The organism is Xaviernesmea oryzae (genome assembly GCF_900109605.1).
GTDB lineage: Bacteria > Pseudomonadota > Alphaproteobacteria > Rhizobiales > Rhizobiaceae > Xaviernesmea > Xaviernesmea oryzae.
In genome coordinates, this window is record NZ_FOAM01000009.1 from 188762 (window position 1) to 215582 (window position 26821).

At 61.7% G+C, this 26821-nt stretch carries 28 protein-coding genes and 1 other RNA gene; 19 read left to right on the forward strand and 10 right to left on the reverse strand.

Going from position 1 to position 26821, the window contains the following annotated elements:
- Positions 1-32: 32 nt before the first annotated feature.
- Positions 33-638, forward strand: coding sequence for a LysE family translocator (locus BMX61_RS13370; protein ID WP_075626719.1), 606 nt, complete (start codon positions 33-35; stop codon positions 636-638).
- Between the two features lie 96 nt (positions 639-734).
- On the opposite strand, the gene BMX61_RS13375 is transcribed toward BMX61_RS13370, so the two are convergent.
- The 4 genes from BMX61_RS13375 to ssrA all read right to left on the reverse strand — a co-directional run bounded on the left by BMX61_RS13375 (position 735) and on the right by ssrA (position 2572).
- Positions 735-950 carry a ribbon-helix-helix domain-containing protein gene (locus BMX61_RS13375; protein ID WP_075626720.1) on the reverse strand — a complete coding sequence of 72 codons (216 nt, stop codon included), beginning with the start codon at positions 948-950 and terminating at the stop codon, positions 735-737.
- Between the two features lie 328 nt (positions 951-1278).
- Entirely contained in the window at positions 1279-1482 is a 204-nt protein-coding gene (locus BMX61_RS13380) for a DUF4169 family protein (protein ID WP_075626721.1), read from the reverse strand.
- Between the two features lie 5 nt (positions 1483-1487).
- A complete protein-coding gene (locus tag BMX61_RS13385) occupies positions 1488-2006 on the reverse strand; it encodes an SspB family protein (protein ID WP_075626722.1) in 519 nt (172 codons plus the stop codon).
- Positions 2007-2186: 180 nt separating this feature from the next.
- Positions 2187-2572: a transfer-messenger RNA gene (ssrA, locus tag BMX61_RS13390) on the reverse strand.
- Positions 2573-2792: 220 nt separating this feature from the next.
- Between ssrA and BMX61_RS13395 the strand changes: the two genes are divergently transcribed.
- The 6 genes from BMX61_RS13395 (at position 2793) to BMX61_RS13420 (ending at position 9309) form a co-directional block, all read left to right on the forward strand.
- Positions 2793-3587 carry a thymidylate synthase gene (locus BMX61_RS13395; RefSeq protein ID WP_075626723.1) on the forward strand — a complete coding sequence of 265 codons (795 nt, stop codon included), beginning with the start codon at positions 2793-2795 and terminating at the stop codon, positions 3585-3587.
- Between the two features lie 92 nt (positions 3588-3679).
- Positions 3680-4411 (forward strand): dihydrofolate reductase, encoded by a 732-nt coding sequence (locus BMX61_RS13400; RefSeq protein WP_170854939.1) that lies wholly within the window; start codon positions 3680-3682, stop codon positions 4409-4411.
- A gap of 159 nt (positions 4412-4570) precedes the next feature.
- The gene (hflK, locus tag BMX61_RS13405; RefSeq protein WP_075626725.1) at positions 4571-5686 is read left to right on the forward strand and encodes an FtsH protease activity modulator HflK; all 1116 of its coding nucleotides are present in this window, start codon (positions 4571-4573) and stop codon (positions 5684-5686) included.
- A 1-nt stretch (position 5687) separates the two neighbouring features.
- Complete coding sequence (hflC, locus tag BMX61_RS13410) at positions 5688-6632, forward strand: protease modulator HflC (protein WP_075626726.1); 945 nt, start codon at positions 5688-5690, stop codon at positions 6630-6632.
- A gap of 223 nt (positions 6633-6855) precedes the next feature.
- On the forward strand, positions 6856-7242 hold the full coding sequence (locus tag BMX61_RS13415) for an ACT domain-containing protein (RefSeq protein WP_075626727.1): 387 nt from the start codon (positions 6856-6858) through the stop codon (positions 7240-7242).
- A 408-nt stretch (positions 7243-7650) separates the two neighbouring features.
- The gene (locus BMX61_RS13420; RefSeq protein WP_234794678.1) at positions 7651-9309 is read left to right on the forward strand and encodes a DegQ family serine endoprotease; all 1659 of its coding nucleotides are present in this window, start codon (positions 7651-7653) and stop codon (positions 9307-9309) included.
- 121 nt (positions 9310-9430) lie between these two features.
- Here BMX61_RS13420 and BMX61_RS13425 read toward each other — a convergent pair whose 3' ends face one another.
- Both BMX61_RS13425 and serB read right to left on the reverse strand, forming a co-directional pair.
- Positions 9431-9997 carry a GNAT family N-acetyltransferase gene (locus BMX61_RS13425; protein ID WP_075626728.1) on the reverse strand — a complete coding sequence of 189 codons (567 nt, stop codon included), beginning with the start codon at positions 9995-9997 and terminating at the stop codon, positions 9431-9433.
- A 118-nt stretch (positions 9998-10115) separates the two neighbouring features.
- A complete protein-coding gene (serB, locus tag BMX61_RS13430; RefSeq protein ID WP_075626729.1) occupies positions 10116-11012 on the reverse strand; it encodes a phosphoserine phosphatase SerB in 897 nt (298 codons plus the stop codon).
- On the opposite strand from serB, the gene miaA reads away from it, so the two are divergent.
- Positions 11011-11958 carry a tRNA (adenosine(37)-N6)-dimethylallyltransferase MiaA gene (miaA, locus tag BMX61_RS13435; protein WP_075626730.1) on the forward strand — a complete coding sequence of 316 codons (948 nt, stop codon included), beginning with the start codon at positions 11011-11013 and terminating at the stop codon, positions 11956-11958. The genes serB and miaA overlap by 2 nt on opposite strands.
- 184 nt (positions 11959-12142) lie before the next feature.
- On the opposite strand, the gene BMX61_RS13440 is transcribed toward miaA, so the two are convergent.
- Positions 12143-14095: an ATP-binding protein gene (locus tag BMX61_RS13440; RefSeq protein ID WP_234794679.1), complete on the reverse strand. Its 1953-nt coding sequence runs from the start codon at positions 14093-14095 to the stop codon at positions 12143-12145.
- 427 nt (positions 14096-14522) lie between these two features.
- On the opposite strand from BMX61_RS13440, the gene BMX61_RS13445 reads away from it, so the two are divergent.
- The 4 genes from BMX61_RS13445 to ilvN are packed head-to-tail and all read left to right on the forward strand — an operon-like array spanning position 14523 to position 17665.
- Positions 14523-16310 carry an acetolactate synthase 3 large subunit gene (locus BMX61_RS13445; protein WP_075626732.1) on the forward strand — a complete coding sequence of 596 codons (1788 nt, stop codon included), beginning with the start codon at positions 14523-14525 and terminating at the stop codon, positions 16308-16310.
- A 56-nt stretch (positions 16311-16366) separates the two neighbouring features.
- Complete coding sequence (locus tag BMX61_RS13450; protein WP_139198922.1) at positions 16367-16690, forward strand: AbrB/MazE/SpoVT family DNA-binding domain-containing protein; 324 nt, start codon at positions 16367-16369, stop codon at positions 16688-16690.
- Positions 16671-17096 carry a type II toxin-antitoxin system VapC family toxin gene (locus BMX61_RS13455; RefSeq protein WP_075626734.1) on the forward strand — a complete coding sequence of 142 codons (426 nt, stop codon included), beginning with the start codon at positions 16671-16673 and terminating at the stop codon, positions 17094-17096. Before BMX61_RS13450 ends, BMX61_RS13455 begins: the two co-directional genes overlap by 20 nt.
- On the forward strand, positions 17093-17665 hold the full coding sequence (gene ilvN / locus BMX61_RS13460; protein ID WP_075626735.1) for an acetolactate synthase small subunit: 573 nt from the start codon (positions 17093-17095) through the stop codon (positions 17663-17665). Before BMX61_RS13455 ends, ilvN begins: the two co-directional genes overlap by 4 nt.
- 77 nt (positions 17666-17742) lie before the next feature.
- Here ilvN and BMX61_RS13465 read toward each other — a convergent pair whose 3' ends face one another.
- Entirely contained in the window at positions 17743-18858 is a 1116-nt protein-coding gene (locus tag BMX61_RS13465; protein WP_407703770.1) for an AbrB family transcriptional regulator, read from the reverse strand.
- A 391-nt stretch (positions 18859-19249) separates the two neighbouring features.
- On the opposite strand from BMX61_RS13465, the gene BMX61_RS13470 reads away from it, so the two are divergent.
- Positions 19250-20380 (forward strand): ATP-dependent DNA helicase, encoded by a 1131-nt coding sequence (locus BMX61_RS13470; protein WP_075626736.1) that lies wholly within the window; start codon positions 19250-19252, stop codon positions 20378-20380.
- Positions 20381-20511: 131 nt separating this feature from the next.
- Positions 20512-21267: a pyridoxine 5'-phosphate synthase gene (locus BMX61_RS13475; RefSeq protein WP_075626737.1), complete on the forward strand. Its 756-nt coding sequence runs from the start codon at positions 20512-20514 to the stop codon at positions 21265-21267.
- Positions 21268-21321: 54 nt separating this feature from the next.
- Here BMX61_RS13475 and BMX61_RS13480 read toward each other — a convergent pair whose 3' ends face one another.
- Positions 21322-22197: an SDR family oxidoreductase gene (locus BMX61_RS13480; RefSeq protein WP_075626738.1), complete on the reverse strand. Its 876-nt coding sequence runs from the start codon at positions 22195-22197 to the stop codon at positions 21322-21324.
- A 239-nt stretch (positions 22198-22436) separates the two neighbouring features.
- Between BMX61_RS13480 and BMX61_RS13485 the strand changes: the two genes are divergently transcribed.
- Complete coding sequence (locus BMX61_RS13485) at positions 22437-22859, forward strand: winged helix-turn-helix transcriptional regulator (RefSeq protein ID WP_075626739.1); 423 nt, start codon at positions 22437-22439, stop codon at positions 22857-22859.
- A gap of 149 nt (positions 22860-23008) precedes the next feature.
- Here the strand turns inward: BMX61_RS13485 and BMX61_RS13490 are convergent, their stop codons facing one another.
- Positions 23009-23719, reverse strand: coding sequence for an aspartate/glutamate racemase family protein (locus BMX61_RS13490; protein ID WP_083639350.1), 711 nt, complete (start codon positions 23717-23719; stop codon positions 23009-23011).
- 162 nt (positions 23720-23881) lie between these two features.
- Between BMX61_RS13490 and BMX61_RS13495 the strand changes: the two genes are divergently transcribed.
- The 4 genes from BMX61_RS13495 to BMX61_RS13510 form a co-directional block, all read left to right on the forward strand.
- The gene (locus tag BMX61_RS13495) at positions 23882-24346 is read left to right on the forward strand and encodes an Lrp/AsnC family transcriptional regulator (RefSeq protein ID WP_075626741.1); all 465 of its coding nucleotides are present in this window, start codon (positions 23882-23884) and stop codon (positions 24344-24346) included.
- A gap of 180 nt (positions 24347-24526) precedes the next feature.
- Positions 24527-25162, forward strand: a complete 636-nt coding sequence (locus BMX61_RS13500; RefSeq protein ID WP_075626742.1) for a TetR/AcrR family transcriptional regulator — start codon at positions 24527-24529, stop codon at positions 25160-25162.
- A 109-nt stretch (positions 25163-25271) separates the two neighbouring features.
- A complete protein-coding gene (gene ilvC, locus BMX61_RS13505; RefSeq protein WP_075626743.1) occupies positions 25272-26291 on the forward strand; it encodes a ketol-acid reductoisomerase in 1020 nt (339 codons plus the stop codon).
- A gap of 272 nt (positions 26292-26563) precedes the next feature.
- A partial coding sequence (locus BMX61_RS13510) for a helix-turn-helix domain-containing protein (protein ID WP_139198923.1) occupies positions 26564-26821 on the forward strand: 258 nt, incomplete at its 3' end.

Consider the following 26821-nt stretch of genomic DNA (forward strand, 5'->3'; position numbering starts at 1 on the left):
CGATCCCCTCCTCGGACCGAAGGAATGGCATCATGGATGTGCAGACTCTTCTGACCTTTGCCGCTGCCTTTTTCGTCTTTGCCGCCAGCCCCGGCCCCGATAACCTGACCATCGTCTCCAAGACGGTAACGGCAGGCCCGGCCCATGGGCTGGCCTATGGCGCGGGCATGGTTGTCAGCATCCTCGGCTTCGTCATCTTCGCTGCCATCGGGCTCAACGCCGTTGCGCAGGGCCTGAACGAAGGCTTTCGCTTCGTACAATATGCGGGTGCTGCTTATCTGATCTATACCGGCGTGCAGATGTGGCGCAGCCAGCCCCAGCTGGAGGCGCGCGCACCGCGCGGTGGTCTTGGCCGCCTGTTCGCCACCGGCTTCATGCTCAACCTGACCAATCCGAAGATGCCGATCTTCTACCTCGCCTTATTGCCTGGCGTGCTCGGCACCCGCATGCTGACGCTTGCCGATACGCTGCAGCTGATCCTGGTCATTCTTCTGGTCGAACTGGTCGTCGTCGGGTTCCATGTCTTCGCCGCGCACCGCGCTCGCCATCTGATCGCCACGCCACGGCGGCTGCGGCAGCTCAACCGCAGCGCCGGGGCGCTGATGGCCGGGGCAGGGGTGCTGGTGGCAAGCCGCTGACCTCGGGATGGGGAGGAATGCGCTTGCTCCCGTCCGCTTGTTGCGAGCGGCCGGGCAGGGCTGTCTGTCGGTCATGTCGCGCGCTGGCGGCTGCCTCTAATGCCGCCGGGCTTTGAGCCAAAGCAAAACCTGGACACGGATGGCGGAAGAGAGATTGCTCTCGGGCGGGCGGCTGTCGTCGATTTCGGCGATGAGTTGTGCCAGGGCTATGCCACGTGCGGTGGCCATGGCGTGAAGCTCGGCCCAGAAAGGCTCTTCCAGCGAGATGCTGGTGCGGTGGCCATGGAGCGTGGCCGAATGCTTGCGAATCATCGACACTCTCTTCGACATTGCCGGAGCGCCGCAACCTCTCCATCGAGCGCCCGGCATCCATCGCTGATAGCGGCTCACAGCGTCTCGCGCAACGCGCTTGCGATGCGGTCGTCTGGAGGCCGAAAACGGTAGTCTGTGCAGGAAAGTGACAGGCAGGGCGACCAAGCACCCGGTCGTGCGCGTCTGTCTCCATAGCGGCTTGCTTCTTCCGAATTGGCAGGGCGCGTTCAGGGCTTTCCTTCACGCATCTCGTCGTCTCGCCCGCTGCGCGTCTGTGCACGACCTGCCTGATCGGACGACCAGATCGCCCTGAAAGATGGCGCCGGCTTTATTCGTCCTCGGTGCGGTCAGGTGCCGGCTCGCGCCGGCCCTGGTCGAGCTTTTTGCTGGCCATGTCGTTCAGCGACCGGGTCAGCGTCTTCTCGGCCTTGGTGCGGCCGAAGCTGATGCGGTTCTGGTCGGCGGCCTCTTCCTTCGCCCGCCGCAGCTTCTGCTTTCGAGCCTGGCGCAGATTGACGACGTCACCGCTCATATCGATCAGTTCTTCTTGCGGAAGCTGTCGAGCGAAATCACCGAGCCGCCCTTCTTGTCACCGTCCTCGCCTTCGGGCTTGGGCGCCTTCGGCTCGCTGCTCGTATCGGTGTTCTCTGCGGGGGCCGGATAGGCGGTCACCTCCGCGTCCTGCAGTTCCTCCATCGAGGCCACGTCGAATTCCAATTCGAAATTCACCGAGGGGTCGTAGAAACCACGAACGGCGTTGAAGGGGATCACCAGCTTTTCCGGCGTATCGGAGAAGGACAGGCCGATCTCGAACTGCGATTCGGTGACCTTCAGCTCCCAGAACTGGTGCTGGACGACGATGGTCATCTGTTCGGGATAGCGCGACTTGAGATGCTGGGAAATGCGAACGCCCGGCATGTTGGTCAGAAAGGTGATGAAGAAATGATGGTCGCCCGGCAGGTGGCCTGTGGCCGCGACCTCGCTCAGAACCTTGCGGATCACGCTTCTGAGCGCGTCCTGCGCGAGAATGTCGTAGCGGATATGGTCCTGGCCCATCAGATCCCCATTTGTCTTGCCGTCAGAAGGGTTTGCTTGTCGCTTGCACGCGGCGCCGACGTTTTCGCCAACAGCGTCATTTGCATTATCTATAGACGATTTCAAGACGGGGGAGAAGGCAAAGCCGCGGCTGGCATTGTTTAGCAGGGTAGGGACTGCAGGCGCGACGCGAAAAGGGAAAGTGAAGGCTTCTGTTGCCAGGTGCCTTCGGACCCCGCCTAAGAGTGCGACCCCTTAGGACTTGATTTGAAGTGTCACACCGCCATTAGGCAGCGAGACGAGCTTCCGCATAGTTGTCGTTGGCAACTACTAGTGTGACCCGATGACGGTGGTATCATGCCGAGCAAAAAAGCGATCTTTACACCCTTGTCGATCCTATTTCGCCCCCATCAAAAGCCGGTCAGCTGTCGTAAAGCGCCGAGACATCGGCGATTAGACCGGTTTTTGGTGGAGGCGCCGGGTACCGCCCCCGGGTCCAATAGGCTTATTCCATCGTTCGTTTATTGCCATAGTCGCCTTGCGACGACAGCGAACATATAGGCGCTCGGCGCCGCGATGAAAAGGGCGGGTGACGAAAACCGCCGTAAATTCCTTTGCCGCCTTCGCATATCGCGCAGAACACGGCGATAGCAGGCGTGTCGCGTCCGGCAGTCAATGGGGGAAAACCGCGCCGGCGGCTTTCTTGGCGCCGGTGATCGCCTTATGCTGGCTGGTCTATGATGGCGCCATCAGCGCAGGCTTGCGCCGAGTCGCCTGCCGCGCCGTTTCCAGGTGGGACTTCCTTCGATGAAGCAATATCTCGACCTTCTAGCCCATGTGCTCGACCAGGGCACCGATCGTGGCGACCGTACGGGCACCGGCACGCGCTCGGTTTTCGGTTACCAGATGCGCTTTAACCTCGCCGACGGCTTTCCGGTGACGACCACCAAGAAGCTGCACCTGCGCTCGATCATCCATGAGCTCCTCTGGTTCCTGCGCGGGGATACCAACATCGCCTATCTGCATGAGCATGGCGTCAGCATCTGGGACGAATGGGCGGATGAACACGGCGAACTCGGGCCTGTCTACGGCCGCCAATGGCGCTCCTGGGCGGCGCCCGACGGGCGGCAGATCGACCAGATGGCCCTGCTCGTCGAAGGGCTGAAAACCAATCCGAATTCGCGCCGTCATATTGTCTCGGCCTGGAACCCGGCCGAGGTGGACGAGATGGCCTTGCCGCCCTGCCATTGTCTGTTTCAGTTCTATGTGGCGGATGGCAGGCTCTCCTGTCAGCTCTACCAGCGCTCCGGCGATATCTTCCTCGGTGTGCCCTTCAACATCGCCTCTTATGCCCTGCTGACGATGATGGTCGCGCAGGTGGTGGGGCTGAAGCCTGGCGATTTCGTTCACACGCTGGGTGATGCGCATCTCTACAAGAACCACTTCGACCAGGCGCGGCTGCAGCTTAGCCGTTCGCCGAAGCCGCTGCCACAGATGACGATCAATCCGGCGGTGCGCGATCTCTTCGGCTTCCGCTATGAAGATTTCACGCTCACAGGCTATGACGCGGATGCCAGCATCGCCGCGCCGATTGCGGTGTGATTGCTATTAATTGCGAAATGGCATGTACGGCATATCAGAGCCAAACGTGTGGGCTTTATAAATTTGAATTTTGGTTACATATTCTGCATAAGATGGCTGAAGAGCCGAAACAATCTAAGATTGTATTGATGTCACCAAAAAAAGAACGCGTTCGGATGCCGTCTGCAACTTCCATCGTTGCGCGTAGCCATCCTGATAAAATAATCGGCATCGAAAATAAGTTGCCTTGGCACTTAAAAACCGATTTGCGTCATTTCAAGCAGCGAACTGAAAATCATGCTGTCATTATGGGGCGAAGGACTCTTGAATCTATTGGTAGGCCTCTGCCGAACCGCACGAATATTGTCCTATCCCGGACTGAATTTGAAAGCGCTCATCCATTGATAAAATGGGCACCTGATCCCGAGACGGCGCTTCTTCTTGCTGATTTAGACTCAATATATCTTAGGAAGCTTCAATTTTTTATTATTGGAGGCGAGCAAATATACAAATTATTTGAGCGTTTCATAAATCAAGTATTTTTAACCGAAGTATATTGTGGTCCAATAAATGGCGATGCTAAATTTGAAACCGATTTTGACGATGATGGGGGTCATGCTTGGTCTGAATGGAAGAAGGGTCTAAGTAAATCATATCCTTCAACTGAGGATGACGAATTTCCGTTCTCTATCACGCGTTATGAGCGAAGAAAGCCGGTTCATAGATATAAATCAAAGGAGGAATTTATGGGAAGGTCTCCCAACTTTCTTAAGTATCTTGAGAGCTATGAGGAAAAAGTGGAATTGGATGAGAGGGACAATTTACAGTTGAGTTTTTTTGATTGATAGAAGTTGTTGGCTCACGATATAGTTTGTGGGTTGAAGTCGAAAACCACGTTGCGCGCGCGTTGAAAGCCGTCTGGCTCATACCTATAACGAGGACATTCGCATCCGCTCTTGCACGTGGATGCCGTTTTCGTACGGGTTTCAAGCAAAGAGGTGTGAATGCCCTGGAGTAATCAGAACGGCGGCGGCCCATGGGGCGGCGGCGGCGGCGGGAATAAGGGACCCTGGGGACAGGGACCGAACCGGCCGCGCGGCGGCGGGGGTGGGCGCGGCAATGGCGGGCCGCCGGATCTGGAGGAGATCCTGCGCCGTGGCCAGGATCATCTGAAGGGCATCGTTCCCGGAGGCTTCAATGGCGGCGCGGTCGCCATCATCGCGCTGGTTCTTCTCGGCTTTTTCCTCCTCAACGCGATCTATACGGTGCAGCCGGACGAGCGCGGCGTGGAGATGCGCTTCGGCAAGCCCAAGGAAGAAATTTCCATGCCGGGCCTGCACTTCCACCTGTGGCCGCTGGAAACGGTTGAACTCGTCAAGATCACCGAACAGCAGCAGAATATTGGTGGCCGCTCCGGTCTGGGCGACCAGAACGCCTCCGGCCTGATGCTGACGGGCGACCAGAACATCGTCAACGTTCAGTTCTCGGTGCTGTTTTCCGTCACCGATCCCCGCGCCTATCTCTTCAACGTCGAAAATCCGTCGCAGACCCTGCAGCAGGTGGCCGAAAGCGCCATGCGCGAAGTGGTCGGCCGCCGGCCGGCGCAGGATATTTTCCGTGACAACCGGCAGGCCATCGCACTCGACGTGAAGAGCACGATCCAGGCAACCATGGATGCCTATGCCGCCGGTCTCTCTGTCAACACCGTATCGATCGAGGATGCCGCGCCGCCGCGCGAAGTGGCCGACGCCTTCGACGAGGTGCAGCGCGCCGAGCAGGACGAAGACCGCTTCGTCGAGGAAGCCAACCAATATGCCAACCAGGTGCTCGGTCGTGCCCGCGGCCAGGGCGCACAGATCCGCGAAGAAGCGGCCGCCTATAAGGACCGGATCGTCAAGGAAGCCCAGGGTGAGGCACAGCGCTTCGTCTCGGTCTATGACGCCTATCGCCAGGCCCCCGACGTGACCCGCACGCGGCTTTACCTGGAAACCATGCAGGAGGTTCTCGGCAAGTCGAAGAAGATCATCATCGATGAACGCAATGGCCAGGGTGTCCTGCCCTATCTGCCGCTGAACGAGATCAATCCCCGTCCGGCGCCGGCGCAGGGAGGGGCGCAGTAAGATGAACAACCGTCTCCCCTATGTGCTGATCGCCATTGGCGTTCTTCTGATCGTCGCCTATTCCTCGATCTTCGTGGTCACCCAGCGCCAGCAGGCCATCGTCGTGCGCTTCGGCCAGATCCGCGCGGTCAAGACCGAGCCGGGCCTCTATTTCAAGCTGCCCTTCGCCTTCATGGATGCCGACCGCGTTCAATATGTGCCGGCACAGGCGCTGCGCTTCGATCTCGACAATATCCGTGTCCAGGTTTCGGGCGGCAAGTTCTATGAGGTCGATGCCTTCCTGATCTACCGCATCGCCGATGCCCGCCGCTTCCGCGAAACGGTGTCCGGCGATCGCGAGTCGGCGGAAGCACGCCTTCGCACGCGTCTCGATTCCTCGCTGCGCCGCGTCTACGGTCTGCGTGGCTTCGAGTCGGCCTTGTCCGAAGAGCGGGCCGCGATGATGCGCGAGGTTCGCCAGGACCTGAAGAACGATGCCGACTCGCTCGGTATTCGCATCGAGGACGTGCGCATCCGCCGCACGGATCTGACGCAGGAAGTCTCGCAGCAGACCTATGACCGCATGAAGGCGGAGCGTCTGGCCGAGGCCGAGTTGATCCGTGCTCGTGGTAATGAAGAGGGCCAGCGCCGCCGCGCCATCGCCGACCGCCAGACGGTCGAGATCGTTGCCGACGCGCAGCGCGAAAGCGAGATCCTGCGTGGTGAAGGCGAGGGCGAGCGCACCCGCATCTTCGCCGATGTCTTCAACCGCGACCCAGGCTTCTTTGCCTTCTACCGGTCGATGAACGCCTATAATGCGGCAATCGCCAATCCCGAGACGACCCTGGTCATTTCGCCGGATTCGGAGTTCTTCCGCTACTTCAACAGTGCCGCCGGCGCGCCCGCGCCGGGTTCGGCGCCCGCAACGCCGGGTGGTGCCCCTGCTGCGCAAGCGCCGGCAAACTGACCGGCCAACGCATCGGGCCGATGGTCGTCGGCCCGATGCGTGCCTGTCCAAATGATGTCGGACCGGCTTGCATGCTGCTGTCTTTTCAGGCGAAAAGACAGCAGACGTGCTTGACAGCCGTCGTCTACCGGCTTTTCCATCCCAGGCGTCCGCCTGTCCTTCCCATGGGGAGGTGGGCGGGCGTCCCCGCATTGCAGCCGCCGCCGCGGCACGAGAGTTGCCTATGCATCGAAAGCTTCTCCTTCGCCTAATCGACGCGGAATACGCCATCACGCGCCTGAATATCGGCTCGCAGATTCCGGAATGGCTGGCCGGGCCCGGCTTTTGGGCTGCGATATGCTCGCGCGAGGAACTGACGCTGGTTTGCCGCGCCGCGCGCGTGCCATCGAGCGTCCAGTCTTCGCTGGGCTGGCGTTGTTTCCGCATCGAGCAGCATTTTGCCTTCGATGCACCGGGGGTTCTCTCCTCCGTCGTCTCGCCTCTGTCCTCGGCCGGGGTCGGCGTTTTTGCCAATTCCACCTTCAGCACCGATTATGTCTTCATCCTCGGCTCCGACCTGGACAAGGCGCTGACCGCGCTGAAGGCAAGCGGCCACGAGATCATGGTCTAACGCCTTCAGTCAGCCTGTCGGCTTCTGGACAGTATCGTGGGACTGAGACACGTAGACTGGCGGAGTGCCTGCAGATCAAGCGCGCCAGGCCGATAGCTGGCTTGACTGGCCAGCGTGCGCCGGTGCTTTACAACAAGGCCATGCCCCCTCTTGCGATAGCGAGGCCGCCCGCCGCTGCGCGGTCGTTTGGCCGCTGGAGCAGCGAATTCTAGCCTTGGCCTCTCATTTCCGCCCCATAACACAAACATGACTGGACGGGTCGGGCGTGGGTCCTATCCTTCTTCATGCGGGAGCGGTGGCGGCTCCTGTGCTCCCGGCTTGGTGCCGGAGCTTCGTCACCTGCTTGCGCCTCGGCGCGCCATCGTCCATTTTGCGCGCGTCATGCCGCATCAGCCGAAAGGGCTCTTCATGGGATCGCCGCTCCCCCCGCGCCATCATCTGCCGGTTTCCGGTCGGGCCTTCCTGGCAGGTCTGCTCGCGCTGGGTCTCACGCTGCCCGCGGCACCCGTCTTCGCTCAGGCAGCGGCACCAGTGGCGCCCTTGTCGCCGCCGGCTGGCGGGCCTGAAGCTTTGCCTGCGCCTCCGACCGGAAAGCCACTGCAGCCGGATCTGGCGCCTTCTGCCCGACACGCAGCGCAGGGGCCGGCCTCGGTCGCCGATCTTGCCGCCGGGCTTCTCGATGCAGTGGTCAATATTTCCACTTCGCAAAACGTGAAGAACGATGACGACACGCCAACGCCGAAGGTGCCCGAGGGCTCGCCCTTCCAGGACTTCTTCGACGAGTTCTTTAATGGCCAAGGTGGTGACAACAATGCCGGCCGCAAGGTCGAATCGCTCGGCTCCGGATTCGTCATCGATCCGACAGGCTTCATCGTCACGAACAACCACGTCATCGAAGGCGCCGACGATATCGAGATCAATTTCGCCAATGGCTCGAAGCTGAAGGCGAAGCTGGTCGGTCGTGACACCAAGACTGACCTGGCGCTGCTCAAGGTCGAGCCGCGCAAGCCATTGACGGCGGTGCCTTTCGGCGATTCTCGCCGCATGCGCATCGGCGACTGGGTGATGGCGATCGGCAACCCCTTCGGCCTCGGCGGTTCGGTGACGATCGGTATCGTCTCCGCGCGCGGGCGCAACATCAATGCCGGTCCCTACGACAATTTCATCCAGACCGATGCGGCGATCAATCGGGGCAATTCAGGCGGCCCGCTGTTCAACATGTATGGCGAGGTCATCGGCATCAATACGGCGATCATCTCCCCGTCAGGCGGGTCGATCGGCATCGGCTTTTCCGTCCCGACCGAGCTTGCCCAGAATGTCGTGCAACAGCTGAAAGAGTTCGGCGAGACCCGGCGCGGCTGGCTGGGCGTGCGCATTCAGCCCGTGACCGACGATATCGCCGAAAGCCTGAAGATGGATACGCCGCGTGGCGCCCTGGTCGCCGGCATCGTCGACAATGGTCCGATCAAGAATGGCGAGATCAAGCCCGGCGATGTCGTCGTCAAATTCGCCGGCGAAGACATTGACGAAATGCGCGACTTGCCGCGTATCGTTGCCGAAAGCCCGGTGGGCAAGGCGGTGGATGTGGTGCTCTTCCGCGACGGGAAGGAGATGACGGTGAAGGTCACGCTCGGCCGCCTGGAGGATAGCGAGCCCGAGGCCGATGATGCCAAGGCAGCACCCGGCGCCGATGAGCCTGATGAAGGCGAGGGGACGGAGCGCGAGGGCACCGACCAGGCCGAGCCGCCGGCCGCCGAATTGCCGGCTGCCGACAGCGTTCTCGGCATGAAGCTTGCCGGCTTGACGCCGGAAAGCCGCAAGCGCTTCTCGGTCGTCGACACCGTCGAGGGCGTATTGATCACAGACGTCGCAGCCCAATCTGCGGCGGCAGACCGCCGACTTCAGCCGGGCGATGTGATCGTCGAAATCGGCCAGGAAGGCATGAAAACACCGGAGGATGTGGTCGCGCGCATTGAGGAGCTCAAAGCCAGCGGCCGGCGTAATGCGCTGATGATGGTGGCCAACAAGGCCGGCGAGCTGCGCTTCGTCACCTTGCGCATCGAGTGAGGGCGGAAGCCGTCCACGGACGAGACCTCTGGGTCAGATCCTAAAGGGGGCGGCCTGTAAGATTAGGCTCTCGATGCCAGACGTCACGCGATCAAAGGTGTACTCCGGCCTTAAACCGCGTCTACCGCGCCTTGCGCGCCGCATAATCGGCCGCAGTCATCTTGTAGAGCACATGGCGTTTGAGATGCGGATGGCTGTCTAACACGCGCGGGTGGTCGAAATCGCCATCCGGTACCTGTGTCAGGCCGATGCGGCGCATGACGGCGATGGAGCGCGCATTGTGGGCAACGGCGAAGGAGACGATCTCCGGCAGATCCCGCTCGTCAAAGCCATAAGCGAGCAGCCTCTCCGCCGCCTCCGTCACATAGCCTTGGCCCCAAAAGGGCCGTGCCAATCGCCAGCCGATCTCAATGGTGTCGTCCGACAGGAGCGGGGCAAGGTCGGCCCTCGCAAGACCGCAGAAGCCGATCGCCTTGTCGCTCGGCGCCAGCGCCAGCGCATAAAAACCATAGCCGGTGTCGGCGATCCGATCACGATTGAGATCGAACAGCGCATCGGACTGCACGCGATCACGCCGGGAGGAGAAGAACGCCATCACCTCCGGGTCGCTGTTGATCGTGAAGAACAGGTCGCGATCCTGATCCTGCCAGTTGCGCAGGATCAGCCGCTCGGTGCGTGTGATGATCATGCCTCGGCCTTTCGCGAAAAGAGCGATCAAAATGAGCCGTCCAAGGCAAGGGGCGGGACGCGCTGGCGCGGACGGCTCTCATAGGGTTTGGAAGGCCGCCCCCCATCAAAAAGCGGGCCTATGCCGTTGGTGTGACGAAATCAGCCTTGCGATAGCCCTGGATATAGAGAAGGGCGGTGAGATCGGCATGATCGATGCGGATGCGTGCCTGAGCTGCGACAGTGGGCTTGGCATGCAGCGCCACGCCGGAACCGGCAAGCTGGATCATCCCGAGGTCGTTGGCGCCATCGCCGACGGCCATGGCCGCTTCGGGGCCGACCCCAAGCTTGGCGGCAATGTCGAGCAGGGCCTCAACCTTCGCTTCCCGCCCGAGGATCGGCCGCTCCACCGCGCCGGTCAGCTTGCCATCGGCTGCAATCAGTCGATTGGCGCGGTGCTCGTCAAAGCCGAGCATCCGGCTGACCGGGCCGGTAAACAGTGTGAAGCCGCCCGAAACCAGCGCGGTATAATGGCCCTTCGCCTTCATGGTGGCGATCAGCGCCGGTCCGCCAGGGGTCAGCGTGATGCGCTTGCCAAGCACCTCCTCGATAACGGACAGCGGCAGGCCTTCCAGCAAGGCGACGCGCTCGATCAAGGCCGGCTCGAAGGCGATTTCGCCGTTCATCGCCCGTGCCGTGATCGCCGAGACCTTGTCCTTGAGGCCCACTTCGGCGGCGAGTTCATCGATGCATTCCTGCCCGATCATGGTGGAATCCATGTCGGCGATCAGAAAGGCTTTGCGTCGAGTCTCCGCCTCCTGAACCACCACATCGACCGGCGCGCCGTCCAATGCCGCGCGCAAGAGCTTATCGGCCTCGTCTGCTCCCTGGCCCTCCTTCAGCGCGAGATCGCAGGCGATACCGTCGGCCAGCCAATAGAGACCGGAGGCGGAAACCATAGCCGCTGCGTGCTCACCGAGCGTCGAGGTCAGAACGGGGTTTGACGGAGCGGCGACAAGCGTGGCAACCAGAGCCATGATGCAAAACCTTGAAAAGCGGAACGGCCGGACAATCGACGCGATCCTGATAACCGGGCCGACGGCCAGCGGCAAGTCTGCCTTGGCGCTGGATCTCGCGCGCCGTCATCATGGAGTGGTCATCAACGCAGACAGCATGCAGGTCTATGACCTGCTTCGTGTCCTGACCGCCCGTCCCTCGGATGACGAGATGGGCGGCGTCGACCACCGCCTCTATGGTCATGTGCCGCCGCAACAGCCCTATTCGACCGGAGACTGGCTGCGCGAGGCCATGGCGCTCATCGATAGCTTGAAGAAAGCGGGCCAACTGCCGATTTTCGTGGGTGGCACGGGACTGTATTTCAAGGCGCTCACAGGCGGTCTGGCCGAAATGCCCACCGTGCCCGAGGTCATCCGGGCAGGCCTTCGGGCCCGCCTCGTCGAAGAGGGGGCGCCGGCGCTCCATGCGGAGCTGACCCGACGCGATCCGCAGGGCGCGGCTGTCTTGAAGGCCAATGACGGCCAACGCATCATTCGCGCCTTGGAAATTCTCGAAGCCAGCGGCCGGTCGATCCAGGCCTGGCAGGCCGAAGGCGGGCCTGTGGCGATCGCGCCAGATCGTGCTTTGAAGCTGATCGTCCAGCCGGAGCGGGCGCGGCTGACCGAGCGCATCGACCGGCGCTTTGCCGCCATGTTCGAGGCTGGCGCTGTGGACGAGGTCAAGGCGCTGCTGGCTCTGCGGCTTGCACCCGCCATGCCGGCTATGAAGGCGATTGGCGTGCGGCAGATTGCCGCCATGCTCGATGGCGATATGACGGCGGATCAGGTAATCGAAACCAGCGCTGCCGCCACCCGTCAATATGCCAAACGCCAGATGACCTGGTTTCGCAACCAGCTGGACGACAGTTGGATCAGGCTTGATCCGGAGGATAAGGCGGCGCGTGAAGCAGTTTTGGATCTGATTTGAAGCTGCACTTGCTACATTCTATCAGCGGTATGTCCTTCAGACTTTGCCTTGCTCTTTTGGTGAACTTTCAATGTCATTGTCATATTTGAAAAATTGAGCGAGACTTCTGGTTGCTTTGCAGAAACTTTTCGGCTGTGTCATGCCCTACTGGCGGATTCGTCGCTAGCGGGCAGACGCAGCACAGTCACGGCTTGCGCGAAAACCCGCCGGGCGGCCGCCTCAGACCCGCATCCCGCTGCGGCTCGCCATCGATATCGCCGCTGAGGATCTGGCGGCGCAGGCTGTTGAAGCGGTCGAGCTGCGGATTGGCGAAGAGGTTGTCGGACGGGCTCTGTGGCATGCCAGGCAACATGGCGGGGGCGTAGGGCTCGTAGGCTTCCGTCTGTCCCTCGATGTGATCGAGGATGCCAGGAGCGGTGGCCTGCTGGCGTTCGGTCGCCTCGTAGCGCTGTTGAAAGGCGCTGATATCGGGACCGGAGACGGCGCGCATGCGGGCAACGATCACGCCGAGGTCCAGCGGTTTGGACGTGCCGACCCAACCTTCCTCGGCATGCTGATGGGGCCGGGGCAGGCGGTTTTGCGGCAGGCGGGTGAAGCGCATGCGCATCGGCACCGGCACCGCCTCGCCGAAGGCGATCGCTTCCCCATTGCCGATCGCCGAGAGAAAGGTGGTCGTCGAGCTGGAAGCGGTCGGGATCGCGGAGCGGATGATCTCCTGGTCACGCAGATTCGACAGCCGCATGGCGAAGACCGTCGAGCATTGCGAGAGGATGGTCGGGTCGAGCTCGCTCGGGCGCTGGGTGACGATGCCGAGCGACACCCCGTATTTGCGGCCTTCCTTGGCGATGCGGGCGATAGCCTGGCGGGTTGGCAGGAAGCCGAGGGCCGCGTCGGCCGGCACATAGCGATGCGCCTCTTCGCAGAGAACGAGAATATGGGCGGCGCCTTCGCTCCAGAGCCCGATGTCGAAGGCCATGCGGCAGAGAACGGAGGCGACGGCATTGACGACTTCGCCGGGAATACCCGCCAGCTGAAAGGCCGTGATCGGCCGCCCCTCGCCGGGTAGGCGGAAGATCTTTGCCAGGATTTCCTGGAAACTGTCGTCCACCGCGCCGGTGGTAAACATGAAGCGGTACCGCGGGTCGTCGAGTGCGGCGAGCAGGCGGCTCTTCAGCGTGCGCAGGGCGGGCTTCTCGGCCCGGCCTTCCAGCCGCCCGATCCGCTCGTCGATCTGCGCCAGGAGGTCGGTCATGCGGTAGGGAACCGGCGTATCGGCCGTCAGTCCGGCGCGGTCGATCTGGCGGCGCAGAAGCCCGCCCTCCATCCCGCCGCGAAAGGCCCGCTTGGCCTCGGGAATGGTCTCACGCAAGACGTCATATTCTTCCGGTATGGCCGGCCGTCCGCGAAAGATCACCTCCGCGAATTCGTCCAGCCGCATCAGCCAGAAGGGCAGCTCCAGCGTATCCGGATCGACCGTTACGGCCATATCGGGGAAAGCGGCGGCAAATTCATTGTGCGGATCGAGGATGAGCACGCGTAGCTTCGGGTCCGCCTCCACCGCTTTGCGCAGAAGCAGGGAAATGGCCGAGGATTTGCCGACCCCGGTCGAGCCCAGCACCGCGAAATGCTTCGACAGCATGGAGGGCACGTGGATCGTCGCCTCGATCGTCTCGTCCTGGGTGAGTTCACCGATGGCGCAGCTGTCTCCCGCATTGCCGTCGTAAATGCGCCGAAGGTCGGCATGGCGGATCCGATGCGCGATGGCGCCGATATAGGGATAGCGGGTGATGCCTGCGGAAAAGACCTCACGCCCATCCGGCTCGGCATGCACCTCGCCCATCAGTTCGACATCGATGTGGAAGAGGTTGGCGTCGCGCTCGTCCCAGGCCTTGGTAGCGCTCTGCATCGATGCCACGAGAGCGACAACGCGGTTCTGGCCGACGGAGATCGACACCAGCCGGCCGACCGACCAGAGTTCCGTCAAAGTGGTCTCGCCATTTGGCGCTTGCGCTGCGATCACCGCATGATAGCCGTCGCAGGCGACGACACGGCCCAGGAAGCGGTTTCCGGGCGTGAGAACGTCGCGGCGGTTCTGCTCATCCGCGCCGATGGAACCAAGTGCTTCGCGATCGGTCAACACGCCATCCTCATGCCTGCGCGGCGCAGAATAGGACATGCGGTTTAAGAAGCCGTTCATAGGAATCGACCAAAATTCACGGCTTTCCATGCTGCAATGCCGAAGATTTCGCCTAGAGAACCTGTTTCTGGCAAGAAACTGAGCCTGGCAGGGCCAGTCATTTTCGATTTCGCCGGCTCAAGCGTTGACGGCTGCGAGGTTTGTGGCTAACACTCCCCGCCATGATTATTCGTAGCGAAATTCTTGTGGTGGGCTGGCGCATGGGCAGGATGGTGTAACCATCCGGCGATAGCCTCCCATGCGCGATCCAAGGCTCCTGACGGGGCCTTTTTTTATGCCCGAAACCACCCTCTTGCCTGAAACCACTGCCTGACAAACCTCCTGCCTGGAAGACCATGATGGGCGGACACGAACGGAACAAGAAGCCATGAGCGACACAGACAATCGGATGACAGGCGCGGAAATCGTTCTGCGCGCGCTGAAGGACAACGGCGTCGAGGTGATCTTTGGCTATCCGGGGGGCGCCGTGCTTCCGATCTATGACGAGATCTTTCAGCAGGACGACATCAAGCATATTCTGGTCCGCCACGAACAGGGTGCCGGCCATATGGCCGAGGGCTATGCGCGCTCCACGGGCAAGTGCGGCGTCATGCTGGTCACGTCCGGTCCCGGCGCTACCAATGCCGTCACGCCGCTTCAGGATGCGCTGATGGATTCCATTCCGCTGGTCTGTATCTCGGGCCAGGTCCCGACCTCGCTGATCGGCTCGGACGCCTTCCAGGAATGCGACACGGTCGGCATCACCCGGCCCTGCACCAAGCACAATTGGCTGGTCAAGGACGTCAACGAGCTGGCGGGCATCATTCATGAAGCCTTCCGGATCGCCCAGTCCGGTCGTCCGGGCCCCGTCGTCGTCGATATTCCCAAGGATGTTCAGTTCGCCACCGGCACCTATCGGGCGCCGCAGGAAGCCCGCGTCCAGACGAGCTACCAGCCGAAGACCTCAGGCGATGTCGCCCGCATCGAACAGGCGGTCGCGCTGATGCGCACGGCCCGCCGGCCCGTCATCTATTCCGGCGGCGGTGTCGTCAATTCCGGCCCAGAAGCGTCGAAACTGCTGCGCGAGCTGGTTGAGCTGACCGGCTTTCCGATCACCTCGACGCTGATGGGCCTCGGCGCCTATCCGGCTTCGGGCGCGAACTGGCTCGGCATGCTGGGCATGCACGGCACATATGAGGCCAATATGGCCATGCATGATTGCGACGTCATGGTCTGCATCGGCGCCCGTTTCGACGACCGCATCACCGGCCGCCTCAATGCCTTCTCGCCCAATTCCAAGAAGATCCACATCGATATCGATCCCTCCTCGATCAACAAGACGGTTCGTGTCGACATTCCGATCCTCGGCGATGTCGGCCGGGTGCTGGAGGACATGGTGCGGCTGTGGCGGGCCTCGGCCGGTCCGGCCAAGCCGCAAGGCGGCGAGCAGCTCTCCGACTGGTGGGCGTCGATCGCCCGCTGGCGCGCGCGCAATTCGCTGGCCTACAGGCCGAGCAGCGACGTCATCATGCCGCAATATGCTATCCAGCGGCTTTATGAGCTGAGCAAGGGTCGCGATACCTATATCACCACAGAGGTTGGCCAGCACCAGATGTGGGCTGCCCAGTTCTACGGCTTCGAGCAGCCGAATCGTTGGATGACCTCGGGCGGGTTGGGCACGATGGGCTATGGCTTCCCGGCGGCGATCGGCGTCCAGGTCGCCCATCCCGAGAGCTTGGTCATCGACATTGCCGGTGATGCCTCGATCCAGATGTGCATCCAGGAAATGTCCTGCGCCGTGCAATATGGCCTGCCGGTCAAGATCTTCATCCTCAACAACCAATATATGGGCATGGTCCGCCAGTGGCAGCAGTTGCTGCATGGCAACCGGCTGTCCAACTCCTATACCGAGGCCATGCCCGATTTCGTCAAGTTGGCGGAAGCCTATGGAGGCGTCGGCATCCGCTGCGAGGATCCGGCCGAGCTCGATGACGCCATCCGCATGATGATCGATACGCCGGCGCCCGTGATCTTCGACTGCCGCGTCGCCAATCTCGCCAATTGCTTCCCGATGATTCCCTCGGGCAAGGCACATAACGAGATGCTGCTGCCAGACGAGGCCACCGACGAAGCCGTGGCCACGGCCATCGACGCCAAGGGCCGTCAGCTGGTTTGATCGGCGCTCAGGAAGGCTGTAGTCTTGCAGCCTTCCTGCCTGCCTTGGAGGGGCGCATGACCAGAGCACGCATCTCGGAAAATGGAACGCTGACGCTGCCGCGTGCGCTGCGCGAAGCCGTTGGCCTTTCGCCGGGCGCGGAGGTGGAGATTTCGCAAAGCGGTGGCCGGCTGGTCGTCGAACCGGTGCCGCCGGCAGCACTGGAAGTGGAGGCCGGGGAGGGAGCGAAACGGCTGACGGTGGCGGAATTCCTTGCGCAACGCATTCCTTATGACGGTCCGCCGATGACTGATGAGATGATGGATAAAGCCATTCTGGATGAGGCTAGGCGGCGCTGGGAGCGTGTACAGCGACAATTGGATGAAGATTTACGCGATTGATACCAACATACTCGTGCGTTTGCTTGTTCTGGTTGACGAAGAGCAGACACGGATTGCCGAAGATCTGCTCCTGCATTCTCGTCTCGTGATCATGTGGAGCGTGCTTCTGGAAACGGAATGGATCCTCCGAAGCGTCGTAAAGGCGGATCGAAAAACCGTGAACGAGAAATTTCGGTTTCTTTTGACGATGCCCTCTCTTGAGGTCGAACAGCCTGAAGAGATGGCGAGAGTTCTCGACCTGCATGAGGCGGGAATGGACTTTGCCGATGCCATGCATGTCGTCTTGGCGGGCACACGGACATTTATCACTTTCGACCGCGCGCTTGTTCGACGCGCGAAACGCAAATGGCCTGAAGCCAGGGTTAAACTGGCACAAGACGCCGGAGAGGACAGTCAAGGATCATGAACGCACACCTACAGCCGACGGGATCGGCCTATTTCATCGCACAGGAAACAGAGAAGGCCGAAAAGCACACGTTGTCGGTGCTGGTGGACAATGAGCCGGGCGTGCTGGCGCGCGTCATCGGCCTGTTTTCCGGCCGGGGCTACAATATCGAGAGCCTGACCGTCTCGGAAACCGAGCATGAGGCACATCTCTCACGCATCACTATCGTCACGCGCGGTACGGGGCATGTGCTCGAGCAGATCAAGGCGCAGCTGGAGCGGATCGTTCCGGTCCACCATGTGGTCGACCTGACGGTGCGCGCCAATGCGCTCGGCCACGAGCGCCCGATCGAGCGCGAAGTCGCGCTGCTGAAGGTCAAGGGACAGGGCGAGACCCGCGCGGAAACGCTGCGGCTAGCCGATGCCTTTCATGCCAAGGTGGTGGACGCAACCGTCGATCACTTCATTTTCGAAATCACCGGCAAGTCGTCCAAGATCGATCAGTTCGTGGCGATCGTGAAGCCGCTGGGCCTGATCGAGGTCTGCCGCACCGGGATCGCGGCGATGAATCGCGGCTCGCAAGGCATGTAAGCGGTCAACTCTGTGGTGTCGAAAGGCTGCCTCGCTTGTGCGCGGGCGGCCTTTTTGCGCTAATGTCGCGTGGGTGATCAAAGTCCCGGAGCGTCAGACGGTTGCGTGCGCCCGGCCATCATGCGTGCCAGCGCCGGGCCGATCAATGTCACCAGGATCAGGCGGGCTGTCTGCAGCGCCATGACGAAGGGGACGTCGACATCGCTGGAAGCGGCGATGATGGCGATAGAATCCATTCCGCCGGGGCTGGTCGCCAGATAGGCGGTCAGCGGGTCGATGCCGGCCACTGTGGCCAGAAGAGCCGCCAGAAGCCCCGACAGGCTGATCAACACCACGATCGACAGAATTGTCGGCAGGAGGGCGCGGCGGGCATGGGCGATGATGGCGCGGTTGAAGCCAAGGCCGATATTCCAGCCGAGCAGCGCATAGCCCATGGCCAGCAGCCAGTTGGGAAGCGCGATCGTCATCACGCCGGTGGCATTCAGGATACCGCCGATGATGAAGGGCGCCATGACGCCGCCGGCCGGTAGCTTCAGCGCGATGCCAAGTGCGGTGGTGGCGGCCGCCATGGCCAGCGTCTGCGCCAGCACACGGGGATCGACCGCGTTGAAGAGGTCGAGAGGTGGCGGCTCCCTGCCTGAAACGCCGACCCAGTAATGCGCCACGAGTGCGGCGCAGCCTGCGACGAAGAGCACGCGCAGATATTGCATGAAGGCGACGAGGCGCGCATCCGCGCCATAGGCTTCGGCCATGATCATCATCGTGCCGGCGGCGCCGGCCGAACAGCCCCAGATCGCCGTGGTGCCCGGCAGGATGTTGAGGCGGCTGATCGCCCAGCCGCTCAGCGTGCTCATGGCGATAACGGCGACGATGATGCCGAGAAAGAGCGGCCAGTTACCCAAAAAGGTCAGAAGAATATTGCCGGTGATCACCCCGGCGATCATCGTGCCGATCAAGGCCTGGGAGACGATGACCGTAGACTTCGGCGGCCGGATGGTGGCGCCCGACAGGCCGAAGCCAATGGCGGTCAGCATCGGCCCCATCAGGAGTGCCGCCGGCAAGCCGGACCAGTCCAGAAGGGCTGCCAGGATGACGGAGGTGCCGATGAGGAGAAGCCATTGAAGGGGCTTTGCCAGGCGCGCCAGGCCGCCCGGTTCAGGTGGCCTGGTCAGATTGGGATCTGTCGGCATGATACGACGTCTTTCCCGAATAGTGTCAGCGGATGTGGCATGCGAAGAAGACGCTGTAACGGTTTCAATCGACGCATCATCCGGACATCAATTCGACCTGAGGAAACCATGTAGCGGCCTATCCCTGACGCGATTATGGCGTGCGTCACGACCCGTCGGTGCGCGAGGATGGGGTCAGATCTGTTGGCATTCCTGCCGCCTGATCGAGGCGATGAGCAGGTGCCGTGGTAACAGAGGCCGGCACGGCAGGCGAGGGCAAAATCTGCCGCATGGGTGCGAATAAGCAAGAGGCTTGCTGGCAACAGCCGTCTTAGATGTTCTTTTTTTGTTCGTATCGCTCTCTCGCTGGCCGAGAGCGGTTGCACTTTGCCGTCGAATCCTGCCATGTCGGCCCATGCAGTTCGCGCCCCAACAGGATGAGGCACTGAAGGCCGTCGACCGATGGCTGAAGGAAGGCCGCAGCCAGCTTTTCCGTCTGTTCGGCTATGCCGGAACGGGCAAGACGACGCTTGCCCGCCATTTTGCCGAGCAGGTGGATGGCGAGGTGGTTTTCTGCGCGTTCACAGGCAAGGCGGCCCAGGTGCTGCGCTCGAAGGGCGCGACCAATGCCAAAACCATCCATTCGCTGATCTACCGCCCGCGCGGCGAGGAGGAGGTTTCCGACGAGGAAACCGGCAAGACCTCGATCGCCCCGATGTTTTCGATCAACCGCCAAAGCCCGGTCGCCAAGGCAGCGCTGATCATCGTTGACGAATGTTCGATGGTGGACGAGGCTCTGGGCCGTGACCTGATGAGCTTCGGCACACCGATCCTGGTTCTGGGCGATCCCGGCCAGCTGCCGCCTGTCTCAGGCGGCGGCTTCTTTACCAATGAAGAGCCGGATTTTCTGCTGACCGAGATCCATCGCCAGGCACGTGACAATCCGATCATCCAGCTTGCCATGCAGGTGCGCGAGGGCAAGGAGGTCATGTATGGTGATTATGGCAATGGCGCGCGCGTGATCTCGAAGAACGAGGTAACGCAGGCCCTGGTGCTGGAGGCGGATCAGGTGCTCGTCGGCACCAATCGTACGCGTCGGCGCTACAATACGCGCCTGCGGGAGCTCAAAGGCTTTAGCACCGACTATCCGCAATCCGGCGACAAGCTGGTCTGCCTGCGCAATGATCCGGCCAAGGGCCTTTTGAACGGCTCGCTCTGGCAGGTGATGACCTCGTCCAAGGAAACGGTGAAGCCAGGGATCAACCTGATGATCCGGCCGGAGGACGACGACATGGACCGTGGTGCGGCCAAGATCAAGCTGTTGAAGGCCGCCTTCGAGGAGAGCGAGGGCGAGATACCCTGGTCGACCCGCAAGCGCTATGACGAGTTCGACTATGGCTATGCGCTGACCGTGCACAAGGCACAGGGCTCGCAGTGGAACAATGTCGTGCTGTTTGATGAGAGCTTCGCCTTTCGCGATAGCCGCGAGCGCTGGCTCTACACGGGTATCACCCGCGCGGCCGAAACCTTGACCATCGTGCGCTGACGAGGGGAGAGGCGCGCTGCATGACGCCACGTCTATCCGGAAAGCTTGTCTCCGTCACAAAAGCGCTGCACCCAAAGGCAACGCTTTGCGGTACAAGCAGGGGCAATTTCCGTTCTCAGTGAGTCCCGATCATGGCTGCTCTGCTCTCCGTCAATCTGAACGCCATCGCCATGCTGCGCAATCGGCGCGATCTGCCCTGGCCCTCCGTCACCGGCATCGGTGGCATTGCGCTGGCGGCCGGCGCCAGCGGATTGACCGTGCATCCGCGCCCGGATCAGCGCCACATCCGATTTTCCGACCTCGCGCCGATCCGCACGCTGATCGACGATCTCTACCCGGACGCCGAATTCAACATCGAGGGCTATCCGAGCGAGGATTTTCTGGACCTGGTCGAGCGGCATCAGCCGGAACAGGTGACGCTGGTGCCAGACGATCCCGCCCAGGCAACCTCGGACCATGGCTGGGATTTTCGGGCGCATCGCGCAATGCTTGCGCCTGTTTGCAAACGGCTCGGCGATCAGGGTTACCGGGTCTCGCTCTTTGCCGATGGCGTGCCCGACCGCGAGGCGCTTGAGATCGCGCGCGATATCGGCGCCCATCGGATCGAACTCTATACAGGGCCCTATGGTGGAACCTATGCCGATCCGGACGCCGCCGAACGCATCGCCGCCGAACTGGGCGAAACTGCTGCGATTGCTATCGACCTCGGTCTTGGCGTCAATGCCGGGCACGATCTGACGGTCGAGAACCTGCCCAGACTGGTGCGCCATATTCCCGATCTGGCGGAAGTTTCGGTTGGGCATGGGCTGACTGCCGATGCGCTGGAGTTCGGCATGGCCGAGAGCGTGCGCCGCTTCCGCCGCGCCTGCGGCCAAGAGGTGGAGTGAGCGGGCCCCGTCCAGACCGTATAGACCGGGACGGAGGACTACGATCGGATGGGGTCAGCCGGCGAAGACCGATTTGTTGGCTTCTAGAAAGTCTTTCAACGCCTGCGGCTTGCGGCCGGAGAGGGTGGCGGCGTCCTGGGTCACCGGCTCGAAATGGCCGAGGCGTGTATTGACCTCGAAGGAGACGATGGTCGGGACGAAACCTTCTGGAAGGCCGGCGGACTTCAGGCCCTCGGCCAATTGCGCGTCGGTCACGTCGATGACCGTGATCTCCTTGCCGGCGACGGCGCTGACGATCGCGGCGATCTCGCGCACCGTATAGGCTTCCTCGCCGGTGAGCGTGTAGGTCTTGTTTTCGGCCGGCAGCAGAATAGCACCGGCAATCGCAGCCGCCATGTCGGCACGCGGCAGATAGCTGTTGCGGCCTTCGCCCGTCGCCGAGAACCATTGGCCGCTTTGCACCACATGCGGCAGCGACATGAACAGGTTCTCCGCATACCAGCCGTTGCGCAGGATGGTGTAGGGCAGCCCACTCTCCTTGATCGCCCGTTCGGTGTTGAGATGATCCGGCGCGAAGGTGATGACCGATTCCTCGGCTTTCGGCAGCGAGGTGTAGAGGATATGACCGACGCCGGCTGCCTTGGCGGCCGTAACGGCTGCCTTGTGTTGGGCCTGGCGTTTGCCCGGTTCGCCCAGCGCGTCGGTAGAAATGATCAGCGCCACGTCGATGCCGGTAAACGCTTCGGAGAGATCGCCGTCGAAATCGACCTCGCGGGTCTTCACGCCCTTCTGGGTGTAGGCGTCAAGCTTGGCGGGATCGCGGCTGCCGGCGATGAGATCGCCGGGCGCGACCTTGCCGGAGGCGAGGAGATGATCCAGCACGAGGCGGCCGAGCTGGCCGGAGGCGCCGGTGACGAGAATGGTGGTCATGGGCAGGTACTTCCCTGTTTGGCTTTCGAGCGCGCAAGCCTCTTGGGCTACGGCGCCAGCCATAAAGAATGATCGTGCTAGCTGACGGCCAGATGCCGACAGGCCAGCAGCCAGCGCATTGCCGGCACTCTCTCGCTCCGGTATATGGTTCCGAAACGAGACCTTACTTTCATTCTGCATTCCGCGCGCGCTGTAAAGGCGGCACTATGTTGTGCGATGGTAACCTGGAGGGAACCGCCATGAACCAAATGATCAAGCGAAAGAGCGGGGCTCAGCAGCTTTTCGACGGTGAAAAGGTCATCGTCATCAACGGGCGTGCCTTTTCCTCAGCGGATTGCCCCGTCCGGGACGTGCTGACCAATGTCGGCGGAAAGTGGAACACACTGATGGTGCAGGCGCTGGCCGATGGCCCCATGCGCTTTTCCGCACTGCGTCGGCTGATCCCGGATATTTCCCAGCGCATGCTGACGCAAACGCTGCGGGACCTGGAGCGGGATGGCTATATCACACGCACGGTCTTCCCCACCAAGCCGCCCAGCGTCGAGTATCGACTGACGGAAATGGGCCGCTCCTTCAACCAGGTTCTGGAGCCGCTGGTCGAATGGTCGGCCACGCACCATCCGACGATTCGCGCGGCGCGAGAGCGGTTCGACGCGAACTGAGGGTTTATGACCGGGCGCATCGCTCGGTGACATTCGCAAGCGCCGTGTGGCCGCCGAGTGGCGTCAGCCGAATCGACCAATCGAAGACATAGCGGCAAAAGGTCGGCGGCTCTATCAGCGAGCCGCCAAGTTCACTCTAGGCGCGGCGCTCACGCTGCGGCGCGCTCTGCCTTTTCAAGGGAAAAGCGCACGGCGGCCTCGGCATGGATGCGGGTTGAATCGAAGCCGGGCAGGGGCAAGGCATCGGGATCGAGCAGCAGGCAGATTTCGGTGCAGCCGAGGATGACCGAGTCGGCGCCCTGCAAGCGGGCCTTTTCGATCATGGCGATCATCCGAGTACGGGCATTGTCACAGACCTGTCCAGCGCATAGCTCGTCAAAGATGATGCTGTGGGCGTCCGCCCGGCCAGCCTCGTCCGGAACGAGGATGTCGATGCCCTTGCGCGCCATGCGCTCGGCATAGAAGCCATGCTCCATCGTGTAGCGTGTGGCCAACAAGAGGGGGCGGCGCCGGCCTTTGGCCTGAAGCACGGTGGCGGTTTCGTCGATGATGTTGATCAGCGGCACGGAAAGTGAGGCCTGCACGGCATCGGCAACGAGATGCATGGTGTTGGTGCAGATCAGCACGCAGCCGGCGCCGGAGCGTTCCAGACTTCGGGCAACGCTGGCGAGACGGTCGGCCGCCGCATCCCACCGGCCGGCCTTTTGCAGCGTGACGATCGACTGGAAATCGACGGAATGCAGGATAACCTCCGCCGAATGCAGACCGCCGCGTGCGTTGCGCACGGCCTCGTTCACCAGTCGGTAATAGATCGCCGAGCTTTCGAAGCTCATTCCGCCAATCAGGCCAATCGTCTGCATGTCTCGTGCCCCTTTTGTTTGATCCATCAAAAATGCCGCGGATCCCGCGAAAAAGGCGCGCAAAGTTTAGGAAAAAATCGGTAGCTGACGCACTCAATTTGCGTCGATCCTATGTATCGTGCAATATTTGTGCATCAAAAACGATGAGGGCGGAACGCAGCCATGCTGGACGACCGGGACCGCGCGATTTTGGCGCTGATGCAGGAGGATGCCGGATTGGCGATCGGTGTAATTGCCGAGAAGGTCCATCTGTCGACCTCGGCCTGCTCGCGCCGAATCCAGCGGCTGGAGGAAGAGGGCTATATCGTCAGGCGGGTCGCCCTGCTTGACCGGACGCAGATCGGCCTGCCGACCACGGTGTTTGCGCTGGTGCGCACCGCCCATCATGCCGATGACTGGATCGAGAGCTTTCGCCGGGTCATTGCCGACATTCCTGAAATTGTCGAGGTCCACCGCCTCACCGGCACGTATGATTATATCCTCAAGATCGTTCTACCGCGCGTGGAGCATTATGACGTGATCTACAAGGCGATCGTCCGTCGAATCGAACTTTTCGAGGTTACCGCATCGATCTCCATGGAGACGTTGAAAAGCGGACAGGCGCTGCCGGTCGGATACGCGCGGTAGCCCCTTATCGTGCTCGCACGATCACGCCCGCGGCTGGCTTTGTCGTCTTCATTTTTTGCTGAGAGCCTGTTTGAAGACGCTTGACGCGGCACTCTGCAGAGAGCATAAGAGACGCCGATACGTACCGTACGGTACGGTACTATTGACAGACGCGCTGAGGCGTAACTGATCGAAAATAGGATGAAGACAGGCGCGATGATCGCACCGGCCACCGACAGCACCGCTTATTCGCCGCGACAGAATGCCGTTCTGGACAGCGCGTTGCGGCTTCTGGTCGAAGGCGGCGAAAAGGCGCTGACGACGGCGGGGCTTGCGCGAGCGGCCAATTGCTCGAAGGAGAGCCTTTACAAGTGGTTTGGCGACCGCGATGGGCTGCTCTCCGCGGTGATCGAGTTTCAGGCGCGCAAAGTGCGCGTTCCGGCTGAGGCCGAAGGGCCTCTGGATGCGCGGGCGCTCACGATGCGGCTGGAAGAATTCGCCCGCGAGCTTCTTGCCGTTCTCGCGAGCGACGCATCGCTGGCGCTGAACCGGTTGGCCATCGGTCAGGCAAGCGGGGAGGGCGCGCGGCTCGGCCATCTTCTGCAGGAGCGTGGCCGGCGCGGCATCGGCCGCCGCATCGAAGCGCTTCTGGAGGCGGCACGGCAGGCCGGCCTTATCGCCTTTGACGAGGCGGGCGAGGCTTATGCCACGCTCTACGGGCTGATCGTCACCGATCAGCACCTGCGCTGGCTTCTGGGCGAAAGCCCGGAGCCTCGGACGTTCGACATCAGGGCGGAACGGGCGGTGGCTGCCTTTCTCCGCCTGTATCGCCGGTAACGGGACTTGGGCCTGACAGCATCGTCCCGCATCCATGCGGTGAAGCAATACTCCGAGCCCGAAGCGGCCGGAGCCAAACACTGGGAAACCAAAGGGAAGGAATAGACCCATGCGTGTTTATTACGATCGTGACGCCGATCTCAATCTCATCAAGTCCAAGAAGGTCGCCATCATCGGCTATGGCTCGCAGGGCCGTGCCCATGCGCTCAACCTCAAGGATTCCGGCGCGCAGAACGTTGCAATCGCGCTGAAGGCCGGGTCCGCCACCGCGAAGAAGGCAGAAGCTGATGGCTTCAAGGTGATGACCGTTGCCGAGGCAGCTGCCTGGGCCGACCTGATGATGATGGCGACGCCGGACGAGCTGCAGGCCGACATCTACAAGGCCGACATCGAAGCCAACATCCGCGACGGCGCGGCCATCGCCTTCGCCCACGGCCTGAACGTGCATTTCGGCCTGATCGAGCCCAAGAAGTCGGTTGACGTCGTCATGATCGCCCCGAAGGGCCCGGGCCATACGGTGCGTGGCGAATATCAGAAGGGCGGCGGCGTTCCCTGCCTCGTTGCCGTGCATCAGGACGCCTCTGGCAACGCACTGGATCTCGCTCTGTCCTACGCCTGCGGCGTCGGCGGCGGCCGTTCGGGCATCATCGAGACCAACTTCAAGGAAGAGTGCGAAACCGATCTCTTCGGCGAACAGGTTGTTCTCTGCGGCGGTCTGGTCGAGCTGATCCGCGCTGGTTTCGAAACGCTGGTCGAAGCCGGCTATGCACCTGAGATGGCCTATTTCGAGTGCCTGCATGAAGTGAAGCTGATCGTCGACCTGATCTATGAAGGCGGTATCGCCAACATGAACTATTCGATCTCCAACACGGCCGAGTGGGGCGAATATGCCACGGGTCCGCGCATCATCACCGCCGAGACCAAGGCTGAAATGAAGCGCGTGCTCACCGATATCCAGACCGGCAAGTTCACGTCGGAATGGATGCAGGAATGGAAGGCCGGCGCCGCCCGCTTCAAGGGCATCCGCCGTGTCAACGACGCGCACCAGATCGAAGAAGTCGGTGCCAAGCTGCGCGGCATGATGCCATGGATCGGCAAGAACAAGCTGGTCGACAAGGCCAAGAACTAAAGGCCGATTGGCGCGCGTCTGCCGTCAGGTTTGCCTCTTGAACAGGCTTTCGTGAAGAAGGGCTCGGTCCAGCGACCGGGCCCTTTTCATAAAGAGATCCTGGAAGGTCGAGTCCCTGTGAGCACGATCTTGCTGCTCCAACCGCCTGATAAATATAATGTCTAGCTGAAATCTGCTTTCGGCTAGTTGTGAGCTTTCAGGAGGTTGTCCATTCGGGGCTGATCGAGGAGACTGGAGTTACCACACCTCAGTTCCTGGATCGCAGGCCCCGAATGAACATCCATAAGAATGCCCGACTGACGCCTTTGCGTCGAGAAGAAATGGCGCGTCTGGTGCTGGCTGGCATGCCGGTTTCCCAGGCCGCGCGCATGTTTGGCGTCTGCGCCAAGATCATCAGGCGCTGGACCGAGCGCTTCCGGCAAGGCGGCCGGGACGCCATGATCGACCGCTCGTCGCGACCCCATGCAAGCCCCAGGATGACCGGTCAGGCGCTGGCGGAGCGCATTGTCACGCTTCGCCGCCAGCGCCTG